This is a genomic window from Candidatus Nitrosotalea okcheonensis, from assembly GCF_900177045.1.
GTDB classification, from domain to species: domain Archaea; phylum Thermoproteota; class Nitrososphaeria; order Nitrososphaerales; family Nitrosopumilaceae; genus Nitrosotalea; species Nitrosotalea okcheonensis.
This window is the reverse complement of sequence record NZ_LT841358.1, coordinates 761362-783304: the sequence shown is the minus strand read 5'-3', so window position 1 is coordinate 783304 and position 21943 is coordinate 761362. Positions and strand designations below refer to the sequence as shown.

21 protein-coding genes and 1 other RNA gene are annotated in these 21943 nt (G+C 39.6%); 13 read left to right on the top strand and 9 right to left on the bottom strand.

Features of this window, described 5'->3' with window-relative positions; all coding sequences use genetic code 11:
• Nucleotides 1-12: 12 nt before the first annotated feature.
• Nucleotides 13-408: a YidH family protein gene (locus BQ3481_RS04715; RefSeq protein ID WP_157927218.1), complete on the bottom strand. Its 396-nt coding sequence runs from the start codon at nt 406-408 to the stop codon at nt 13-15.
• Between the two features lie 284 nt (nt 409-692).
• Between BQ3481_RS04715 and BQ3481_RS04710 the strand changes: the two genes are divergently transcribed.
• On the top strand, nt 693-1307 hold the full coding sequence (locus BQ3481_RS04710) for a twin-arginine translocation signal domain-containing protein (protein ID WP_157927217.1): 615 nt from the start codon (nt 693-695) through the stop codon (nt 1305-1307).
• Between the two features lie 94 nt (nt 1308-1401).
• On the opposite strand, the gene BQ3481_RS04705 is transcribed toward BQ3481_RS04710, so the two are convergent.
• Complete coding sequence (locus BQ3481_RS04705) at nt 1402-3780, bottom strand: plasma-membrane proton-efflux P-type ATPase (RefSeq protein WP_157927216.1); 2379 nt, start codon at nt 3778-3780, stop codon at nt 1402-1404.
• A gap of 289 nt (nt 3781-4069) precedes the next feature.
• Between BQ3481_RS04705 and BQ3481_RS04700 the strand changes: the two genes are divergently transcribed.
• The gene (locus BQ3481_RS04700) at nt 4070-4486 is read left to right on the top strand and encodes a hypothetical protein (RefSeq protein ID WP_157927215.1); all 417 of its coding nucleotides are present in this window, start codon (nt 4070-4072) and stop codon (nt 4484-4486) included.
• 33 nt (nt 4487-4519) lie between these two features.
• The gene (locus BQ3481_RS04695) at nt 4520-4927 is read left to right on the top strand and encodes a hypothetical protein (RefSeq protein WP_157927214.1); all 408 of its coding nucleotides are present in this window, start codon (nt 4520-4522) and stop codon (nt 4925-4927) included.
• Between the two features lie 195 nt (nt 4928-5122).
• On the opposite strand, the gene BQ3481_RS04690 is transcribed toward BQ3481_RS04695, so the two are convergent.
• Nucleotides 5123-5968 carry a sulfite exporter TauE/SafE family protein gene (locus BQ3481_RS04690; protein WP_157927213.1) on the bottom strand — a complete coding sequence of 282 codons (846 nt, stop codon included), beginning with the start codon at nt 5966-5968 and terminating at the stop codon, nt 5123-5125.
• 17 nt (nt 5969-5985) lie between these two features.
• Complete coding sequence (locus BQ3481_RS04685) at nt 5986-7404, bottom strand: MBL fold metallo-hydrolase (RefSeq protein ID WP_157927212.1); 1419 nt, start codon at nt 7402-7404, stop codon at nt 5986-5988.
• A gap of 70 nt (nt 7405-7474) precedes the next feature.
• Here BQ3481_RS04685 and BQ3481_RS04680 point away from each other — a divergent pair, with 70 nt between their 5' ends.
• Entirely contained in the window at nt 7475-8002 is a 528-nt protein-coding gene (locus BQ3481_RS04680) for a hypothetical protein (protein ID WP_157927211.1), read from the top strand.
• 260 nt (nt 8003-8262) lie between these two features.
• Here BQ3481_RS04680 and BQ3481_RS04675 read toward each other — a convergent pair whose 3' ends face one another.
• The gene (locus tag BQ3481_RS04675) at nt 8263-8616 is read right to left on the bottom strand and encodes a hypothetical protein (protein WP_157927210.1); all 354 of its coding nucleotides are present in this window, start codon (nt 8614-8616) and stop codon (nt 8263-8265) included.
• Between the two features lie 180 nt (nt 8617-8796).
• Between BQ3481_RS04675 and BQ3481_RS04670 the strand changes: the two genes are divergently transcribed.
• The 6 genes from BQ3481_RS04670 (at nt 8797) to BQ3481_RS04645 (ending at nt 14920) form a co-directional block, all read left to right on the top strand.
• A complete protein-coding gene (locus BQ3481_RS04670) occupies nt 8797-9201 on the top strand; it encodes a DUF302 domain-containing protein (RefSeq protein ID WP_157927209.1) in 405 nt (134 codons plus the stop codon).
• 184 nt (nt 9202-9385) lie between these two features.
• A complete protein-coding gene (locus BQ3481_RS04665; protein ID WP_157927208.1) occupies nt 9386-9817 on the top strand; it encodes a universal stress protein in 432 nt (143 codons plus the stop codon).
• Entirely contained in the window at nt 9818-10342 is a 525-nt protein-coding gene (locus tag BQ3481_RS04660) for a nitroreductase family protein (RefSeq protein WP_157927207.1), read from the top strand.
• Nucleotides 10343-10460: 118 nt separating this feature from the next.
• A complete protein-coding gene (locus tag BQ3481_RS04655; protein WP_157927206.1) occupies nt 10461-10700 on the top strand; it encodes a hypothetical protein in 240 nt (79 codons plus the stop codon).
• A gap of 163 nt (nt 10701-10863) precedes the next feature.
• On the top strand, nt 10864-14376 hold the full coding sequence (locus tag BQ3481_RS04650; protein WP_157927205.1) for a lamin tail domain-containing protein: 3513 nt from the start codon (nt 10864-10866) through the stop codon (nt 14374-14376).
• 49 nt (nt 14377-14425) lie between these two features.
• Entirely contained in the window at nt 14426-14920 is a 495-nt protein-coding gene (locus tag BQ3481_RS04645; protein WP_157927204.1) for a DUF367 family protein, read from the top strand.
• A gap of 6 nt (nt 14921-14926) precedes the next feature.
• Here BQ3481_RS04645 and BQ3481_RS04640 read toward each other — a convergent pair whose 3' ends face one another.
• Nucleotides 14927-17257 (bottom strand): amino acid permease, encoded by a 2331-nt coding sequence (locus BQ3481_RS04640; RefSeq protein WP_157927203.1) that lies wholly within the window; start codon nt 17255-17257, stop codon nt 14927-14929.
• 163 nt (nt 17258-17420) lie between these two features.
• On the opposite strand from BQ3481_RS04640, the gene rnpB reads away from it, so the two are divergent.
• Nucleotides 17421-17697: RNase P RNA component (gene rnpB, locus BQ3481_RS04635), an RNA gene on the top strand.
• Between the two features lie 39 nt (nt 17698-17736).
• On the opposite strand, the gene BQ3481_RS04630 is transcribed toward rnpB, so the two are convergent.
• On the bottom strand, nt 17737-18888 hold the full coding sequence (locus BQ3481_RS04630) for a hypothetical protein (protein WP_157927202.1): 1152 nt from the start codon (nt 18886-18888) through the stop codon (nt 17737-17739).
• 131 nt (nt 18889-19019) lie between these two features.
• Between BQ3481_RS04630 and cofD the strand changes: the two genes are divergently transcribed.
• Both cofD and cofC read left to right on the top strand, forming a co-directional pair.
• Nucleotides 19020-19940: a 2-phospho-L-lactate transferase gene (cofD, locus tag BQ3481_RS04625; protein ID WP_157927201.1), complete on the top strand. Its 921-nt coding sequence runs from the start codon at nt 19020-19022 to the stop codon at nt 19938-19940.
• Nucleotides 19933-20571 carry a 2-phospho-L-lactate guanylyltransferase gene (cofC, locus tag BQ3481_RS04620; RefSeq protein ID WP_231911870.1) on the top strand — a complete coding sequence of 213 codons (639 nt, stop codon included), beginning with the start codon at nt 19933-19935 and terminating at the stop codon, nt 20569-20571. Before cofD ends, cofC begins: the two co-directional genes overlap by 8 nt.
• A gap of 1 nt (nt 20572) precedes the next feature.
• On the opposite strand, the gene BQ3481_RS04615 is transcribed toward cofC, so the two are convergent.
• The gene (locus BQ3481_RS04615) at nt 20573-21580 is read right to left on the bottom strand and encodes a CPBP family intramembrane glutamic endopeptidase (RefSeq protein ID WP_162287740.1); all 1008 of its coding nucleotides are present in this window, start codon (nt 21578-21580) and stop codon (nt 20573-20575) included.
• Nucleotides 21577-21885 carry a stress response translation initiation inhibitor YciH gene (gene yciH / locus BQ3481_RS04610; RefSeq protein WP_157927199.1) on the bottom strand — a complete coding sequence of 103 codons (309 nt, stop codon included), beginning with the start codon at nt 21883-21885 and terminating at the stop codon, nt 21577-21579. Before yciH ends, BQ3481_RS04615 begins: the two co-directional genes overlap by 4 nt.
• Nucleotides 21886-21943: the final 58 nt, after the last annotated feature.

Here is a 21943-nt window from a genome sequence, read left to right as displayed (position 1 = left end):
TTCTACAAAAAATCATGTTGATATCAAGATCAAATAAGCAAGCACAATTACTGCAAAGATGACAAGGCCTATGCTTGTCACATACATTATAGAATGTCTGGGAATGTAGGTGCCAGATTCAATAGATCTCTGAGCTTTGAGGTAATTTACCAATGCGTAAATTATCAGCAAAATTCCAAGACCGATCATACTCATGCCCAACAATGTTGAAGAAGATTGAGATGGTAGGTTTGATGGAATTGTCTGATTCTTTGTTATGATGCTAAATTCTTTAAGAAATAGGCCAAATCTTGCAATCACAAAACCCAATCCCATGAGTGCAATGCAGGTACGTAGCCATGCAAGAAAAGTGCGTTCATTGGCTAGGTGTTCTGTAACTCGATCATGTTTTTTATCTCCTGTAGACATTTGACTGGAACTAATTTTGTGTACTTATAAGGTTCTGGTTTTGTCTGATACTGTTAACATCTTTGGCTGCTAATGCTGCAAAATCATGACTGACCAACCTAAAGTGAAAATATCGTACGCTAGTAAATCAACACCTTCTTGATAAAGATGCGTCAATAAAGACATAGTGAGACATAAAAGTCAGGAAGCAATACCAAGATCATGTTTGATCAACAAATCAAAAATTTCTTGTCCGTACAGATTGCGCTTGGAGAAAATCCTTTCTTGCTAGGTAGTGAATTTGAATGGGTTCAATCGAGATAGAACCTTCCAAGAGTGATGTATCCCGACGAGACTTTCTAAAGTTGTTAGCTGCTGCTGGGGTAGGACTGGCATTTACACCGTTTATTCCATGGGGAAAATTCATGCCAAACCCCTCAAACATCATGCCGGTAAAAGCTGAGGTCATACTTCCAGACGGAACTCAGGCAAACGTCAAGACTTTTCCAAAGAATCATTCCGAAGTTATTACTTATCCATTATCAGGTGATCCTGTGCTTGATAAAGAGCCATTTAAGAAATGGCAGTTTGTTCGATTGCCAGATGAACTTGGTGGCGGCAAAGAAGATGTCAGTGCTTTTCGTGCCTACAGCATGGTTTGTTTACATTTGTGGTGCTTGTGGAAATACTGGCCACAAGAGGGCAGAAAAAGAGGAGAATGTCCATGTCATGGAAGTATGTACAACATGATAAACGGTAAGGCGTTTGCAGGGCCTGCATCTCTTCAAGCTGCACCATCGAATGTGTTACCAATTCTTTATCTTGAAACTGACAGTGATGGGAATTTGTGGATAAAACCTGCAATATGGAATGTCAATCAGAACGGCATAGTAGGATATGGCAGGTTTTTGCAAACCTAGTATTATTACAAATGATCAAGGCTAGTAAAAAAAATCAAGATAAAGCATTTTGAAAAAGAAAATAGTTTTGGAATGCGGAGCACAGGATCGTCTATTACTGTGAACTCTTGTAGAATCTCCTTACGAGATATACCTTGAGCAGATCATTTGGAAAACGTACAGCAAACGAATAGGCCAGTATGACAAGCAACGGAATATATCCTAGCGGACCAAGTTCCCAAAAACCAAGTATCGATATTGCAGATACTATTGCGATTTCACTGGCAGTTGTAATGAGAAGAATATTGCTCGGTCTTGATTTCCAAAAATGTCCGCGCTCCCGTATTATCATCAAACTAAAGAGTGATTCTATGACCAGATATGAAAAAGTGAAGGTGTAGAGTCTGTGGGAGTTGTCGCTTAATTTGAAATAGTTCATGCCTACCATGGTAAGTACTACGCCCTCGATCACGGTAAGCATTGCCAGTGGTATTCCAACCTTGAATAACCATGAAGTATCTAGCGAGTCTGGACTCTTTGAATGTCTGACGTTGTCTGTTGATATTGACATGGTGGCAAAATCGGCAAAAAATATCAGTAATACCATGCTAAATATTGAAATTACAAGACTGTGAGTAAGAAATAACATGGATACAATATATCCAACCATGAAAGTCTTTTTGGTTACCATGTTGAGGACCCAACTGAATATCCTTTGGTAAATCGTCCTACCAGTCTTTATGATGGCAAGTATGCCGCCTAGGCCCTCTGTTACAAGCACAGCGCTTGCCGAGTCCTTTGCAATATCTGTTGCATTTCTAACTGCTATTCCTACTTCGGCCTGCTTTAGTGCTGGTGCATCATTTACTCCATCGCCAGTCATTCCAACAATATGTCCTCTGCTCTGGAGATTCTTGACTATGGTATACTTGTCTTCAGGGTAGATCTCGGCCATACCGCTACTTTCTTCTATCATGGAGCCTGACAAGTTTTGATTCTGCACATCGGGCATTCTGATAATATTGTCACCCAGACCTATCTGTGGTGCGATATTCTTTGCGATTGGGAGTGCGTCGCCTGTAAGCATCTTTACAGACACTCCGAGGTCATTGAGCTGCAAAACTGTCTCACGAGAATCTTGTCTTATTCTATCAGCTACTCCTGCAAGGCCCACCAATTCAAATCCATGTTCGTGGTTTTCTTTGGCAACTGCTATCACTCTCAATCCTTTTGCTGAGAGAGCATCTGCATCCTTGCTCAAAGATATGGTGTTATCGTCCGTCATTTTGCAGTAAGCGCAGATGGCTTTGAACGAACCTTTCATTACATGGAATTTTTCACCAGATCTATGAACTGTAGATCCAGTCATCCTAGTCTGTGGGTCAAATGGCACAAACTCTGTCTGGGAGTACCCATCCAGTGAAATATTAGTATCCTTGGCTGCTGCTAGGAATGCAAGATCTATGGGATCTTGGTTTGCCTCGTTTGAAGCAAGTGCACCATAAAGTATGACATCATTTTTTCCAAATTCGCTTACTGGAAATTCTTCTTCAACGAAGAGCTTGTTCATTGTCATTGTACCGGTCTTGTCTACACAGATGACATCCATTACAGCAGCGTCCTCACTTGCACTGAGTCTTGTAACAAGAACTCCCTTCTTTGCAAGCACCGATGAACCAAGTACCATGTTCAAAGTGAGCATGGTTGGCATCGCTACAGGAACGGCAGAAACTAAAAGTACTACCGCAAGTGGAAGCAACACCACAAACTGGAAACCTGTCAAAAGGGCATAGGTAAAAGCAATTAGAAGGGATATGATGATTATAATTGCAAGTCGTCGTGCAATTTTTACAGTCAATGCTTCCATGTGCAATTTTGGTTTTGCCAAATCTACTAGTTCGACTGTTTTACCAAAATAGGTTCTGGTTCCAGTGGCATCGACGATTCCTGTAGCCTCCCCACGTTTTACAGTAGAGCCTGAATAGACTGGTTCTCCACTTGACTTTTCTACCGTTGCAGATTCGCCGGTGAGTACTGATTGATCAACATCAGTGTTTCCACCAACAATCTTTATGTCAGCTGGTAAAATGTCACCTGCTCTGACTCTAATGAGGTCACCAGGCACAAGTTCTCTTGCAGGAATGACTGACCACATGCCGTCTCTCTTTACCCTGCTCTGAATACTCAGTCTCTGTTTGAGAGCGGCCATTGCCACACTTGCTTTTCTCTGTCGCATGATGGATATTACAGCATTGGAAAGAAGAAGTGCTACGATGATGATTGTATCGGGATATTTGCCCAAAAACCACGTGAGAAATGCGGTAGCTTCGAGCATCCATGGAACAATGCCCCAAAAGCATCTTGCCAGTGTAATGAGAAAATGTGTCTTTTTTTCCGGGACCTCATTGTAGCCATATACTGCCAATCTCCTTTTAGCCTCTTCAGTTCCCAGTCCTTTTTCTATGTCTGTCTTGTCGTTTGCTAGTGTGTCCACGTCTTTCACCGTATGCTTGATTATAAATTATAATCCAGAACACGGAATGCAATAATGTTTGCCATTTACAACTCTCAAACCAGTGGAGAAAACAACTTCACTACACTTGGTACATCTTTCCAAATCGAAAATTCCTTTTTTTGGCTTGAAACCAAAATTTTCTATTTCTTCAATCATTAGCATCTTTTTACATCCCTTTACATGATTGGTCTGATTTAAAATGATTACATGTTATCAATCCTGATATTTTTACTCTGGTTATAATATTGAGGAGAACAAACAATCTAGCATGATTAGCAGGTATGTGTGGATCGGATTGGCAATAGGACTATTCTTTGCTGGACTGGGCATGGGTTATAGTATTTTCATTAACACTTACAATCCGTATGCAATGATGGGAAATCCTGTTATGTTCAGTCAGATGATTGGAAAAAATCCCCAGTTTTCTGGTCAATATATGGGATACATGATGCAAAATCCACAATACATGAACCAATGGATGTCACAGAATCCGCAATATGTGGGACAGTGGATGGGATCTATGATGCAGGATCCGCAACTAAGACAACAAATGTATAACTACATGTTACAAAATCAAGATTTTATGTATGAGATGATGAAAAATTCAAACTTTCAAAATAACTACATGGGTCCTTGGATGATGCAAAATAATTTTACCTATCATGGCATGATGTGGAAAAAGTAATATCATATTCTAATTTGACAGTGAAATGTGTAATTGAATAAAAAAATTCTAACAATAATGATAATGGTTGTTGCATCCATGATATCTGCAACTGTGTATTTTCTTACTACAAATTACAAGAATGAAGTCAACCAAACTACCAACGCAACGGAAGATTCCAACCAGGCTGCAATGCTGGAGCGTGGTAACATGGCAATGGGATTCAATCAGACCAAGATTCACCATCACTTTATGGCTTCTGCTACGGGCGGTGAAATTATGATAATGTCATCTAACATGAGTGACATAAAAACAATAAACGAAATAAAAAACCATGTAAAAGATATTCAATACGAATTTTCTCAGGGAAATTTCACCAAACCATTCTATATACATGCCCAAGTTGTTCCAGGTACTGCTGTGATGACTGCAAAAAAGGATCTGATTCATTATTCAAGTTAAGATGTTTTTTGCACTTGTCTGAATTCTTATTATGATATTTTCATACCATGCGATATACCTTCAGTAATTTTTAACATATTACAAAATACATCTAATTGAGACGCGGGTATGCCCAAGCCTCAAATAAGTAATATCATATGGATACTAAAGGATCTGATGAAAAACCTGAAATCGGAAATGGATTTGTATGGTACATCATATTCCAGCAAGAGTTTTAACAATCATGAATGTTGCTACTATCACCAAAAGAATTGAAAACATCTTGGAAAGTTTTTCTCTTGGAAGTTTTATCGAAAGTTTTGTACCTACAAACCCTCCACCTATACCACCAATGATGAAAAGAATCGAAACAAACCACTGAATCTGAGATTCAAGAGAATATCTTATTGCAGTAGTCAGGCCAAAAGCACTTACAGGTAGGAGCGAAGTACCAATGGCATCTATTATGTTCAAACCTGCAGAGTACATGAGGGCAGGAGTGATCAAAAAGCCTCCGCCGATACCAAAGTAGCCGGCTGTGACACCCACTGCAAAACCAATGATGATTATTTTCTTTTTGTGTAAAAGAAATATGCGATGTTTGTGCTGCAGTACTGTGGGTAAAATTGTTAGTTTTCTTTTCCACATTGTAATTGCTATGACTATCATGAATAAACCAAACAAGAACAAGAGATGTTTTGAGGGAGTAAGCAAGCCAAGCTGGGATCCAATTAACGCACCAAATATGCCGGGAATTGCAAAGACAAAACCTTCCCTGATCCTAACATGCCCGAATTTTTTGTGGTGTATCAGATTAATCAAAGCATTTACAGCTACAGCTAGTGCTGAAGTTCCAAGTGCAACATGCGGTTCAATCCCTATGACATAAATCAAAAGAGGAACAGCAAGTATAGAACCTCCGCCTCCGACCACGCCAAGACTAAATCCTACTATGATCCCGGATATCATGGAAAGAATTATGATGATTGGCGAAAATTCTAAACTAGAAATTTGAGATAAACCCAAAGTGGAAAGAGAAAAAACTAGGGAGATTAATTCCATGTGATATTAACCCAGATCTAGGATGTTGATATGGCACATCTGTTTGGACCAATCTCCAAATTTGCAATCTCCAAGACAGGTACTGGCTGAGACAATCTGTTTATCTGGATTATTTTCTCATAGTTCATTGGTTTTGGAAGTGTTGTACTGGCAACTTTTTCTATGAAACCATCATGTAACAGTTTCAATATTGAAAGATTCTTTGCTTCTTTGATGGTGGTATAATAGATGCCATTTTTAGAACTAGATTGCTCTCCATGATGAGCTGGAAGAACAATCACCTCGTTTGGTAGGGTGAGAAACTTTTTGTGCAGTGTATCGTACAGGTCGTTTGCAAACTCGTTTGCATTATTTCTCAAATCTGGTCTTCCTATTCCCTCGACGAAAAGAATATCACCGCTAAAGACATATTTTTCATTCAAGACATAGGACAAGCTTCCTGTTGTGTGTCCCGGAGTATGAATTACTCTGATCTTTGAATCACCTACAATTACAATGTCACCCTCTCCAACTCTGTTACTTTCAAAATCATATTGCTCGTACTTGCTCATATATAGTTCCGAGTTTGTAATTTTAGCTAGTTCCCGTGCTGCAGAAACATGATCTGCATGTTGATGAGTATCGATGACTTTTACTATTTGCAATCCCTCATTTCTTGCAAACTCTACATACTTCTCTGCTGGATAAACCGGATCAATTGCTATGGCCTGTCCTTTTGAGCCCACTATGTATGACAGGCACCCTTTTCCAATTTTCTCCACCTGTACTACGATGGATTCTTCTCTTGATACAACTTGAGAATTTAGGACTTGTCCCCAACCTGCAAGACCCCCTGTAAGGGACAATGCATCTATTCCATTTCTTGCCAAGGCAAAAGCAGCTACCATTGACCTGTTTCCGTGAGGACAGATTGTGATTATCTGTTTGTTTCTTGGTATCTTGTTAACATTTTCCTTCTTGAATAATTCTGAAAGCGGGATGTTTATGCTGCCTGGAATTTTAAAGTCTGAAAACTCTTCAGCCTGTCTTACGTCTACTAATATCACGTTTTCTTTTTTCTTTATCTTGGACCATAACTCCTCGGGAGAAATTGTGGAATGGGTTTCTTTTTTGATGAGACCTTTGTTCCAACCCTTGATTCCGTCCTTGAGAAAGTAAGAGTCCAGTCCATATGATGCCATCATGCCAGCTGTCTCTGCAGATATGGTTCCATCTTCATCAATTAATACAATTTTTACACCTTTTGGAATTCTTGGCATTATGGTCTCTTTTGCACGCGAGTCACAGACTGCATGAACCGAGCCTTCTATGTGCTCATGAATATAGTGTTCCTTTAGTCGTAAATCAAACACTAAAAGTGGCTTTTCACTTTTGAGATCTGCATACAATTCTTCTGCAGTGACTGCAAGTTTTTTGGATTCCTGATTGGCGTTCATGAATGTACATGGTACACGAAAGTATTTAGCGAATATGTCTTTAATGTAATCAACTGTGTTCAGATGATACATGAGTAGCGAAAAAACAAGTACATTCACATTTAGAATAGACAAGGAGTATGAGAAGGTCTTGCGTGAGGAAGCACAAACTAAAAAAATCACAGTAAATGCTCTTGCAAACCAGATTTTTGGTGACTATGTGGAATGGCAACGATATATGGAAAAGTTTGGGACCATAGTTCTAAGCAGAGAAGCATTCAAAATTGTACTTGATTCACTTGATGAAAAAAGCCTTCTAAACTTGGCCGTGGATATTGGAGGGAAAGCACCAAAGGAGTTTATCTTGTTTAAATGGAAAGAAATCGCTATTGACAATGTAATCAAGTTCGTCAAAATGTATTTTGATCACTGTGGATATGGAACACATGACCATACGAAAACTGGAGGTATGATTACTTTTAGCATACGTCATGATTTAGGCAAAAAGGGTTCGTTATTTCTCAAGACATTCTTGGAGACATTAATAAAATCAACACTTGGGAAATCTTGTAATTCAACTGTAACGACAAACTCGCTAGTGCTCAGTTTTCAAGACTAGGCAATTACGGATGATTGCATTAGAGACATGTCTATCTTTATCACATGGATTGGCAAATTGATAATGCAAGTATTTCCTGGAAAACCAGCCGTGTTTGAGGATTCTGAAAGATGTGATATCTTTAGACTCCATGGATGGTAAAAAATACATCTCTACCAAAGCAAGATAAAATCAATCACAATGACTCAATTCAGATTGTTGCCCCGTTGTAACAATATTCTAAATTCGCGAATCTTGGATTGTCTAGTGTGATGGATAACTCATTCACTCATGGCTGGATCAGCTTTTCCAGAAATCTGTATAATGTCTCTGTCCAACGAAATCTCCCTGATTTTATTTATCTTCATATTACTCATTATGTGAAGTGCATTTTGCTTATCGGCATGTTCCACTTCCAAAGAATATTTTTCTCGCAGACCATTGATTTTTTTATCAAGTTCAACACCTGACTTGTATTCTATTATCGCATTAACATGAGGTTCGGAAACCATCTCGTCAGCAATCCTTCTTTCTAGATACATTATACGATGGGCAAGATTAGGATCAACATTAGGCATGGCCTGTTTTAGATTTGAAAGATATTGGTTGTATATTGATTCTACATCTTGTGACATGGTTACATTCACACAAAAATATTATTTAAAAAATACCAAGAATATCACTGATGATAATCAATGAAAAATACCACACTCAAGAATCTACATATTTTTTATTTTGCCTATAAATGATAATGCAGAATTTCAAATTTGATATTTTTCAAGACTGTTATAATGCATGATATTGCTAGTATGATCATGACCGGTGCGGCAAAGACAAATTTTAGCTATACTGTGAGGACTCTGAAGACAATAAATCAGGCAGTTGATGATATGACAACAAGTCTAAAGGATGTCGGCTTTGGTATTTTAGGTACTCTGGATTTTAAGGAAATTTTACAAAAGAAGGGATTGGATTTCAAGGATGAATATCGACTCTTAGAAGTATGCAATCCCGGAGCCGCAAAACAGGTATTGGAATCAAATCCAGAGGTTGGGTTGCTGTTACCCTGTACTATTGCAATATATCAGAAAAACAATGAGAACTTTATCAGCTTGGCAAAACCTACATCTCTTCTAGCTAATATTCATGACTATACATTGGAAAAATTTGGAAAAGAAATTGAACAAAAACTCGTACAGGCCACAGAGAAAGCGAAATGATGGGTTCTCTTGTTTCTAAAAACCTTGGAATGGACAAATGTTCAAGTAATGTGTTTTCTAGAGTAAAACATTTGCTTGTCTATGTCATGGAAACAAGAGAACAATTTGAATCAAATTCCGTTGAAGGCTCTATTTGTAGCCTACAAACTTTTTGTAATGGATATGATCTACACACTACAAAGATATGAGAAAAAAAATCTCTAGAATACTTGTACCATTGGATGGTTCCAAAAATTCTCTGAAAGGACTAGATTTTGCAATTTATCTTGCGAGGCAATGTGGTGCAACCATAACAGGACTATACGTATTATCGTTTTATATTGCTGATAGCGGCCCAAGAATATTTGGACCGTATAAAAAAGATCTTCTTCAAAATGCAAAGAATTTCATCTATGATGCAAAAGTTCGTTCAGCAAAAGAGGGTGTGGACTTGAAAGAAAAGATAATCGAGGGCGATGTAGTTTTTCAAGACATTGTAAAATATGCAAACAGTGGTAAATGTGACATCATGGTCATGTCATCAAGGGGATTTGGACCTGCCAAAGGATGGTTTTTGGGAAGTGTCACTTATTCGGCATTGCATAAATCAAAGATACCAGTACTGGTGGTCAAATAAATGGACGGAAAATTATTCTTGGAGTTTCTAAGAAAAAGACGATCAATTAGGTCTTTCAAAGAAAATGCAATTGATGAATCCAAGACAGATGAGATGCTTGAGGCAATCAATTTGGCTCCATCATCTGGTGGTTTGCAAACCTTCGAAATTTACCAGGTAAAAAACAAAGAAATGAAAGAAAAATTAGTTTCGGCAGCAAAAGACCAGACATTTGTAGCGCAAGCTCCTTTGTTATTGATTTTTTGTGCAAATCCATCTCGTTCTGTTGAACGATTTGGAGAGAGATCACAGTTGTTTTCTGTTCAAGATGCCACCATCGCAGCTGCTTATGCTCAGCTAACATCTCATGCACTAGGATTGTCAACAGTGTGGATTGGAGCATTTGATGAAAAACAAGTCTCGGAGATACTGGATATTCCAAAAGGGCAAAGGCCGATTGCAATACTTCCTATTGGTTACGAAAATGAAAAACCAAAGGAAAAGGCAACGAGAGGGGCAAAAGACCTACTACATGTAATAAACTAGGAAATTGCCAAAAACGCTGGTATTGTATTTTCTTAACATCCACGGTAAAATTGCAGTGCACATGTATTCTAGATCCTGTCAATATCTATTTATTGAAATATCCTTGCCCTAGATTAAAATGAAATTCGAAAAACGTGAACTTCTCTTAATTGTGGGGGTTTTGTTTGTGATGATTGGAATGATGTCAGTTCTTGCCCCTGCGTATGCTCTTGTTATTGCCGTCTTGATATATTTTGGAATCAGGGTGTTTGTTGGAAGGCGAAAAAAACAGATTCAAAGAGAAATCGGCCAGGGCATATGCGCAACATGTGGGGCAAAAATAATGGATAACAAGTGCCCACAATGTGATTCTGCATAGAAAGCCGTTGTTTGGTTTTGGTATGAATTCTGAGTATGCCTTATAATGCTTGCAGGAGCATTTTGCTTATGCAAATCCATGCATATTGTGCATTAACCACTTGCTCAACTTTTCCACAATTAACACCTAAAATTCTAAAAGTGGGCTTGAAATGGTATAACAGATGAAATACTCTAGCTCAGGCCTTATTGCAGGAATTATTCTCTTGCTTGTCATTGGGCAAAGTTATTCCGTAAATGCGCAAACCCCGACAATTGCAAACCATGTTGTAATAAACGAAGCAGAGATAAATCCTGCCATTGATGATACCAAGTTTCCTGCCCAATGGGTTGAACTGTACAACCCGACCAGTTCTCCCGTCAACATTGGAGGATGGACTATTGGGGCAACAACTGGACTAAGGCAGGCATATACGATATCTGCAGGTACCACAATCCAGAGCCAGCAGTTTATTGTTTATCACTATGTCCCAATTTGGTTTCCACATGCCGGTGCTGTAATACAGCTGACAAATCCTACTGGTACGGTAATTGATCAGACCCCTCCACTTTCAGATACCCAGGGTGATGGCAATACATGGCAGAGAATGTATGACGGTCTAAGTACTGGCTCTGTGAATGACTGGGTGTACAATATTGGCACTCCGGGTTTTTCAAATGGAAAACCACCGACAACTAGTACGACAACCCATCTAACAATGTCTGTGTCAACTGACAAGCAGGGTTATGTCTTTGGAGACTTTGTAAACATTAGTGGTAAAGTATCTCAACTTGTCATGAGTTCAACAGTGTCTTCAATCCCTCAGATTGTTAACATGGTTTTATCAGGTCCGCAAGGATTCAAGCAAACATTTTCACTCTATCCTGGAAATGATCTTACATTTTCCCAATCTGTGAAGACTGATCAGGTGCTGGGATTTTCTCAAGGAACGTATACCATTTCTGCATCATATGGAGGTGTACAAACATCCACAACATTTTCACTAAATCCAGTGGCATTTGTCCCGCCAACGCAAGCCGCTCAGACAACACTTGTAATATCCACGGATCATTCCAATTACACAACCTCGCAGTCTGTTATATTGTTGGGAACTGTCTCAAACGTAATTCCACTTACTCCTGTCCAGTACAAGGTCTATGATCCAACAAACGTCTTGATATATCAAGGAAATTTATTCCCTGATGCTCAAGGGAAAATAACTTCTGTAAATCCATATCAGAGCAGTACTGGCAGCTCTGGGTTGCTCGTCAATGGAGTAAATCCAGTTTATGGAATATATCGAGTGAGTGCAACTTATGGTGGGGCATCTGCCACTACTATATTCACACTTGTTCCTGCTCAAATACAAACTAGCCAGATAACGCTATCAACTGACAAGCCAGCATATGCACCAGGAGAAACCGTGACATTCAAAGGAAGTACGTTGCTTCAAGGGTTGCAAAATGCCGGACTGGGTCCAACCCTGCAAATAATCCAGACCGGTGTTGGATCTAGTTATCAAACTTCTACAAGTGTCACAAATGCTGCAAATGTCAAGATCCAAGTCAACCTCAAATCTGATAATACTTTCTCATACCAGTTTGTCCTTCCTGGAACCTCAAGCAGCTTAGGGAATTATAGGGCAATTGTATCAATACCACAAGGTAGCGCAGAATCCGACTTTGTTGTTATGCAAAACCCATCTGCATACAATGGCACAACATCATCATCTCCATTTACCATTGTTACAGACAAGAGTTTGTATGCTATAGGGGATCCAATAACAATATCTGGCCAAATTCTACATCCGATTCAAATCTCAACACAAAATTCCGGAGTAGGTGTGAGCATCCAAGTATTGAACTCAACAGGCATGCCCGTGACATCTGCTGGTAGTTTACATGCTAATATATCGATACTGACAAGTAACCAAACCGCACCTGCTGTTACTGCAAACGCCTTGTCTTATTCTGCATTCCCTGATGCTAATGGTCGCTATCAACTACAACAAATTGTCCAGACTGGAGTATATCAGCCAGGAAATTACATGCTCAAGGCATCTTACCTAAATTTGGTTGCTTCAACAACATTTACTGTATATGATCCGCTTGCAACAGGCTCACAGGGCCCAATTGCTGTAAGCACTGACAAAAAGGTATATGGTGTTGGAGATACTGTACAGTTGACTGGCAACATTTCCGCCCAAACAAGTACTTCGTCTTTTACACTGACATTGATAAAACCTGATGGGGAACAAATAACCTATCCACTAATTCTTAACAATGGTCACTTTTCATGGACTTGGACAGTGGCAAGCACAGCAAGCCAGGGTGTCCAAATTCTAACTGATAGGTCGTCTTCTCCGGTATCAGATCCTATGATCAACGTCTATGGAATATATCACATAAAAATAAGTTCGGCCAATGTAAACACTGACCTGTTTTTCCAAGTATCTAAAAATCCACAGCCAAATCAAGACATTGCTCCCCTTGTAGTGATGACTGACAAGACAAATTATGCCTCAACAGATGTAGCAAAGATCTGGGGAGAAGTTGTTCAAACACAAAATACCGCATCTCAGGAAACTAACACTGCAGTTCAAATTCTGATTTACTCTAGCACGGGACAAGAGATTTACCGAGGTAACGCAAATGTCAACCAGGGCGGTCAATATTATGCTACGGTGCCATTCCATATTGGTATCTGGCATGCTGGAGTCTACAAGCTTTATGTTCAATATCTTACAAATACAATAATATCATCATTTACCGTATATGACCAATTCACAACAAGTTCCACCGGGTTGCAGGTCTTTATGACTACTGACTCTGACAAGTATCTCCCAGGACAAACTGTACTTGTTACCGGAAGGACAAGCAGCATAGTCTCGGTCAATAATGTGAACCTTTCATTTGGCATTGCAAATGATACTACAATAAGAGATGGACAAGTCACATCAATTAGAGGGAATGTTATACCAACCGTTACTGTACCGTTTGATCAATTTGGATCCTTTAACTATGATTACAAGATCCCAAGCAATGCACCGCTTGGAAACTATACCATTATTGCACAGGTACCATTTGGGGCATACAATGCATACTTTAGCGTGGTGGACAAGCTACCCGTCAATACAATTCCAATCATAAACAAAACACAGACAACACACACCACTGGGGTGAACAACACTGTGACCAACTCTACTCTTTCTCCTCCAACAATTGCTCCATATACTATAGGGCCGACAGAAAAGCCCTCAAAGACAGCTAACATGTTTGTTGAAAAGATGGGCCAGCTTTCAGAGTCTGTAGTCCCAATAAATCTTGGTTCCAAACCACGTGGAAACGCAACATACTATCCACAGGAGCTTGATGGCCTTTTACGAGTAAACCCGGGTGACGTAAATTCCGTGAGCCTCAAGGTGAGCTCACAAGATGGAACGTGCATAATTGGGCAAGACAAGGGTTGCAAAATATCTGGCTCTACTGTCCAGTCAAGTGGAGTGTATCAGACTGAAATAATTGGTGGCATGCAATACCTTGTTGGATATTCCGGAACAGGAGGGAGGCTGGCTCAATTTAGCATCATGCCTGCACACACTGGCGATGTAATACCTGATGGGCAATGGAGTGTTCAGATAATTAAAAAAGACCAAGTAACTAGATTCTATTACCAGGTAACATATATCAGCAAATAATTTTTTCAAACCTGAAGCAATTTATTGTTGACAAATTTTTGTATCTGTGATGCAAATCCAAGTGTTAATGTTTGAGCAGGATGATCCATCCAAGTGTACTGCTGCCAAACTTGTAAAATTTGGAATTGCGAAACGTGTGAAACATCTTACAGGAAAAGACATGATTTTAAATCCATTTGCAAAAGAGTTTGTCCTGAAAACTGACAGGGATCTTACACAATCACTCACTGCAATCGACTGCTCATGGGAGCTTGCACAAAATATGTTCCTGAAAAGATTTGTGGGACTATCAAGAAAACTTCCACCACTTCTTGCAGGAAATCCTGTCAACTATTCAAAGGTCGGTAAGCTTACAACTGCTGAAGCGATAGCAGGTGCTTTGTATGTTATGGATTATGGCAAGCTTGCAGACTCGGTACTTGACAAGTTCAAGTGGGGTCATACATTTTTTGACTTGAACCAGTATATGCTGCAGGACTATGCCACTGCAAAAACAACAGAAGATGTTGTAAAAATATCTAAAGAATACGGTCTTGAAGTGTAATGCTTTTTAGAATCTTGATGAAAAATATTCCTCGTCTGAAGTGATCTTCTTGACTGGCCTGAATTTGTAAATGCTGCGATAGACCCTGTAAATTATCCTGTTTTCCTTCAGCCTTGGAGCTATCATTTGCCAAAAGTATCTTGCCTTTATGCTTGAAAACCTTGAATCTCTTACAACAAAGACACTGTATCGTGATTTTTCCACAATCTCCATGGTTCGCGGACTGAATGCCTGCTCTGATTGGTTTCCCGCACCAACAATTACGATCTCTGGATCTTTATTCAGGTTCTCAAGCAGGTCTTTCGTTATTTCTGAACTTGTTGGATATACCCTTTCGACTGGTACCTTTCGGAGATCAAGGTCGAACATTTTCTCATTTATTCTACTCAAGATGTCTCTTTCCTCCTCTGGGGATTCTACAACACCGCGTATGATTCGTATCTTGCTTCCAATCACATTTGAAAATGCATGTGCAATCTCGATTCCAAGATCCGAATGTCTGCCCTTGTCATATGATACCACAACATTGGATAGTTCTTTTTCAAACTCTTTTTTGATACTCACACCAAGTATGTCACATGTTGCAAGCGAGAGAAGTTTTCGGTTATTTTTTAGATCGAAAAAATCCATTATCAAAAGATTGATTCCCTGCTCTTCTGTTGTTGCAAGAATTGCCTCCGTGTTGTCATGCGATAACCTCACAAGATATCTGTGGTCTGAAAAACCAGGCATGTTTTTTAACTCATCAAATGTCTTCATGATGGGTTCTGCAAACCTGTGACCCATTGAGAGTGGAATTTGCAGGGGAATTGTAGCCACATTCAAAAGCGAGATCTCACCATCCTTGTCCTTTGCAATTGCTGATGCAATCTTGACTAGCTTTTCAATTGTCTTTTTGTTAAAGACAACCATTATGCGATAACTCTTTCTTTCTGGCGGGCCAATGTTTGCAACAAGTGGTGCATAATGTTCTATCTCTTTTTTTGCAATGTATAGCTTGTAGATTGAAAATCCGATCAGTATCCAGATTATGGCAATCGCCCAACTAAGAGGGTTGTATATGAGCAAAAATATCGCAAGCCCTGCCTTGCAGATTATTCCAATTATTGGCATGAGTGGAAACAGTGGAATCTTGAATCCATAGTCAAGCTTGTGCCCGTGAACTCGTCTAATGTTGATTCCAGCCCAGTTTACCTGCGTGAATAAAAACAGAAACATGACACCTGCCACAAGCGCAATCTGTTCAAGTGGCAACCATGATGCCATTATCAACATGATAAAACCTGATGCAATTATTGCAAAATGCGGTGTGTGGTATTTTTTGTGAATGGAACTGAAAATATATGGCAAGTTGTATTGTCTGCCCATTGCAAAGGATACTCGGCTTGACGAAAATGTTGTAGCACTAAGTGCTGCAATGCTTGACACAAGTCCTCCAACAAAAACAAGCGTTGTTCCATATGGAATTAGATATTCTGCAGCTTTTGCAATCCCGACATCTTGGTTATCTCCAATGAACTGCCATACTTCCTTTCCAATCTTTGATGAATCAATTCCCCCAAGAAAGACAAATGTAAACACAATGTAGAGCACAGTTACTATTCCGAGTGTCAAAAATATTGCCTTTGGAATGTTCTTCTTTGGATTTTTCACCTCTTCTCCTGCTTGGACAATTATTTCATATCCCTCAAATGCGATAAATGTAATTCCCATTGCCAAAATGAATCCGGTCACTCCGTTTGGAACAAAGTGCTGAAAGTTTACTGCCCAGTTGTGGTTTACAAAACTCATCGCATAAATGCCAGACGATATGAGAATGATGATTATGATTATCTGCATGAAAGTTAGTCCGTTTCCAATCTTTCCTGTAAGGGAAACCCCCCGATAATTTACATATGTGAAAAGTATGATGGATAAAATCGCAATAATTTTTTCAAGTGGAATTCCTCCATATTGTGGCGCAACTCCAATACTGGTTAGTATGCTACCAAAAAAGGCTCCAATAGATACTGCATACAAACTACCTGCAATCATGTGGGCAAACCAAGCTATCCAGCCGCTGATGAATGCATTTGGCCTTGGCAGGCCCTCTTTTACCCACCTGTAACCTCCACCTGCCTCTGGGAATGCAGAGCCAAGCTCGGCGTATGTCAAGGCAGTAAAGAAACTGATTATTCCACTTGCCAGAAATACTACTAAAAGTGCTGGCCCACCTTCATGCATTGCAGGACCTACTAGGTTGAAAATTGCACCTCCAATCATGGCTGCAATTCCAATCATTGTTATGTCTAGCAATGAGAGACTTCGGACAAGGCCTGCATGTGACTCGTGTTCCATGGACTATCTATTCGTGAGGACTTGGCGGTAGAATAAATCTCTACTTGTAGATCCTAAGTAAATATGAACAAATCTTTGGCAAATATGGAAGGCATACCATCTTTTAGTTCTAATTTTTCCTGTTCCTAATCCTAAAATAACTAATCTTGACTTGGTACTGTATGCGAGCCAGTGAACGATCACTGCCACGGCAGAGGAAACTCCTCCCTCCATGCAGCAAGTGTGATCCGGAGACGGATAATCAGAGATGATTGGCAACAGCACAGAAAAAAATCCCACCTGGCGTACTATGATGGTAAAGCCTGAGGTTTCCAGTGCAGGAATGAAATATCTGTCCCACGCGGAGAAAGGCCAAATCAAACAATAAGCGCTGCACTTTGTTTAGGTAGGCCGCATAGCGAAATATCGTGAAAACAGAAGGAGGGTTACGGCTGGCACGCATTTTTTTTAAAATAGTTTTGAAAAATAATCGCTGATTCTTACTTCTTTTCTTCATCAAACTTGTCTGCCCAGTGCTTTCTCTCTTCGTACTGGTATGTTGGTGGTGGACTTGTGTCTACTCCTCTCTTTGCTGCATCTTTCACCTTTTTGTTACTCCATATGAAAATTCCTACTGCAATAACTGCTGCAAATCCTGCCATCGCATAAATTGTCATAGTTGATAGACCCTGAGCTGTTGTGGTGCCTACGTTTGCTGATGCACCAACTGTTGTTGAAATTGCCGGATCTCCCTGGACTTCTAATCCGTTTGCATGACCGTCTACGTCAAGTGTACCAGAGCCTGCTCTTTCAACCATTGACAAGTGATACTTGGCATCTGTTGTAAAATCTACGTTTGTATTGACTGTCTTCAATGATCCCTGGTACAGATCGCTTTGTCCATATGCAAATGAGGTAACTGCTACCTTTTGTCCCTTGTATCCCAAGCCTACTGCATCACTGAGGGTATATGCTGGGTCAAAAAGGGCATTCCACTTTTCGATTGGAAATCCTACTAGGGCGCTTGCATCAAGCAAGTTTACGCTCAGGGGAGCTTCTGCAGCAGTTCCTTTCAATACATTATAAACATCTGGTAATTGACTCTTGATTATTCCTATTGGTGAATTGATATCCACGTTTCCTAGGCTTCCAGCTGATATGACTGCTGGGCCTGTCATACTGAATCCCATCCATGATACGTCAAATACTGTAGGTGTGTCTCCATTGCTCTTGTATAGCATGTATCCTGTTAGTGTTGGAGTTAACACTATCTTGTAATCGATGGTAGCACCTTGACTATCACCGTTTACCTGAACTTGATAATCTACTTGCAAGTCTGAAAATGTTGCAGTTGTCTTTCTCTGTGTTGCAAGCAGTGTGTTTAATGATTCCATGAGTGTTTTGATGCTTGGATTATTGTTTGAGTTGCCAGAGTATGAATATGTTACATTCTTACCGTTTAAAAGATCTTTTAATTTTCCACCGTTTGAATAATCAATTGCAACATTCTTTGTAAACATGAATTGTGGCGTGATTGGCTTTCCGGAAATTGGCAGGTATGCATTAAAATCTACTGTTGCAAGTACAGGAGAAACCATTCCGATAACCAATAAACTCAAGACGGCTGATGCTAAAAGGAGTCTCTTAGTCACGAATCACAATTTTCCTTGGGATAGTAATAAATCTTAGCATTAATTTTGAAGTTGATAATTCCTGTGCAGTGTATTGGCAAGAGTAATATTTAGTTGGTGTTAGTTATTAATTTCACGGGGCAAATAGAAAAATGATTACAATTCTTGCAGGTGGAACAGGTTCTGTCAAACTAGTGCGCGGTATGGCAACTCAAACTCGAGATATTTCTGTAGTATCAAATGTTGGCGACAATTATTGGTTGTACGGACTGTACATCTGTCCGGACATTGATACTATTCTATATGGACTTGCAGATGTCTTGGACACTGACAAGGGATGGGGGATAAAAAAAGACACTTATGGATTTTTACGTCAGATGGAAATGCTGGGAGAAGAGACTTGGTTTAACATCGGTGACAGGGATGCTGCAATTCACCTCCTGAGAACAAACATGCTTAAGAATGGAAAGAACCTGTCTGATATTACTGAATGGATGTGCCAGAAATTTGCAATTGATACAAAAATTATACCAGTTACTGATAACAGTGTAGAGACAAGAATTGTAACCACCAAGGGAGATCTTCATCTTCAGGAATATTGGGTAAAGTACAAGGGGCAAGACAAGGTTGACGGTATAAAATATATCGGAGCCGACAAGGCACGTGCAAATCCTGCTGCTGTAAATGCGATACATGATGCCAAGTTGGTGATAATTGCACCCGGGAACCCTCTTACTAGTATTGGACCGATTTTATCCATCAAGGGAATAAGAAAAGAATTGTCCAAGTCAAAGAAAAAAGTTGTAGTTGTAAGTCCATTGATTGGAAATGCTGCAATCAGCGGCCCTGCAACAAAATACATGGAAGCTGCTGGAATGGAAGTCTCTGTTTATGGTCTTGCAAAAATGTATTCCGAAGTTGCATCACACATGGTAATTGATTCTTCGGATAGGTTACTAACAAGAAAAATTGAAAACTTGGACATGAAAGTTTATGAAACCAAAATAAAGATGAAAGACAAAAAGGATGAAGAAGCATTGGCGTCCTTTATTATGAAACAAGTACATGTCTAGCTTGCGCGTTGGCGCAATAATTCCGGTAAAAACTTTTTCTAGAGCCAAGACACGCCTTGGATTGTCGCCTGAAAAGACTGAGCAAATTTGTAAGTTGATGCTTGAATCTGTCTTGGATTCTGTAACAAAATCCGATGTTATTGAAAAAACAGTTCTTGTGAGCAAGGATGAGGATGCTCTTGGTATTGGCAAAAAATTCGGTGCCATTGGAATCTATGACGAGTCTGAACAGGGAGTAAACAGTGCAGTATTGCTTGCTGACAATTATTTTGCAAAAGAAGGATTTGAGGGGACAATCGTATTTCCGCAAGATATTCCACTGATCCAGTCTGGTGACATTCGTACGCTATACCAGATGAGGACATCTGACAGGTGTGTGCTTGTGGTGCCATCAAGAAAATTTGATGGGACAAATGCACTATTTCGAACTCCGCCATGTGTTATGGAAACTCATTATGACGAGGACAGCTACAAGATACATCTCAATACTGCGGAGAAACGAAATGCCAACTCTTCGCTTGTGCTTATTCGAAGGATAATGCTTGACATTGACGACCAATCTGACCTGAATTTCATACTTTCATTTTCTGACACTGCCATTGCAAACTCACTCAAAAAAGTTCTTGGCTGACTTATGGACTCTGGCTTGTTTCAAGCTGTCTTGTTTCTATGTATTCTAAGATCTTGATTGCTATTGCAAATACTCCCGTGATAACAAGTATGACCTCTAGAGTGTCTGAAAATGGATTTGATGAATCAGTTATTGCCGAACTCTGGCTGAGGTCTGAGAGGAAGAACAGGTATGAAAACAAGAAATAGTTTGTGGCCCAGTGTACAAGAATTGCAGGTGCAATACCATATCTTACATAGACCCAACCGATTATTATTCCTGCCATTGTAGCCTGTGTTATTTTTCCTGGACTCCATGGTGTACCTGAAATGATGTGAGCTACGCCAAAAAGCAACCCAATTGTTATGATGAGTGTCATTGGTTTTTTATAATCTGAAATTGAAAGATACTTTGACGGTCTCCACAATGACTTGACAAGCGTCTTCCACGATGCACTGTGTGAATACATCAAAAACAACGGTACACCAATTAGAAGAATTCTAAACCCCGTCTCTTCTGTCAGTGGAGAAATGCCAATCTGGAAGAACCGTACCAAGTCATTGCTAGAAGTGGGAAGTTCTATCTTTACCCCAAAGCTTTGCTGTACGGCATCAATTATTACGGAAAACAGGATCAGGATTGAAAACCACGCCATCATGTTTATCATGGCGTTTCCCTGAAATCGCTTTACTTCTCTTGACATCATGTTTGAGAGGGTTTTGAGAAGTGAATCCTTTGGGCCGAAATATGATATTGTAAATAAGATGAGAAATATTGTCCATGCTATGATGAATGCATCGCCCATCTCAAAAGAGACTGGAATCTTGTAACCAATCCCTCCCAAAAATACATCAAACCCATTGATGGGATATTGGTAATTGATCTCTTTTCCAACGTCCGAGTTGTACATGACATAAAGTCCGATTGGAAACGACAGAATCATTACTCCAAATATCACAGATAATAATCCTGAATATGGAATGAGAAGAGCTTTTATGATTTTATTTAAATTTTCTAGAGTTGATATCAATGGACTTCGATACTTGCTTCTGGAAATCCAAGCTTAACAAGCGTTGCCTTGATAGTATCTCTATGATCTCCTTGGAGAAATATGTAACCTTCTTTTACAGTGCCACCGCAAGCATAACGAGCCTTCAACTCTTTCACAACTTTTCCTAAATCATTCATCTTTGGATTCACTCCTTCAATCATCGTTCCTTTCTTTTTGAAACGTCTTTCTTCAATTCTAACGACAATTTGTGTTTGATCTTTTTCTAGTTCGCCACAGGCGCATAAATCATTAGGAAGTCCGCAAGTGTTGCAGATTACCGCCATTCGAAATAAAAAGTCGAGATCCTACTATTAAGCCTTGTTTATCCCCCTTATGTTTTTT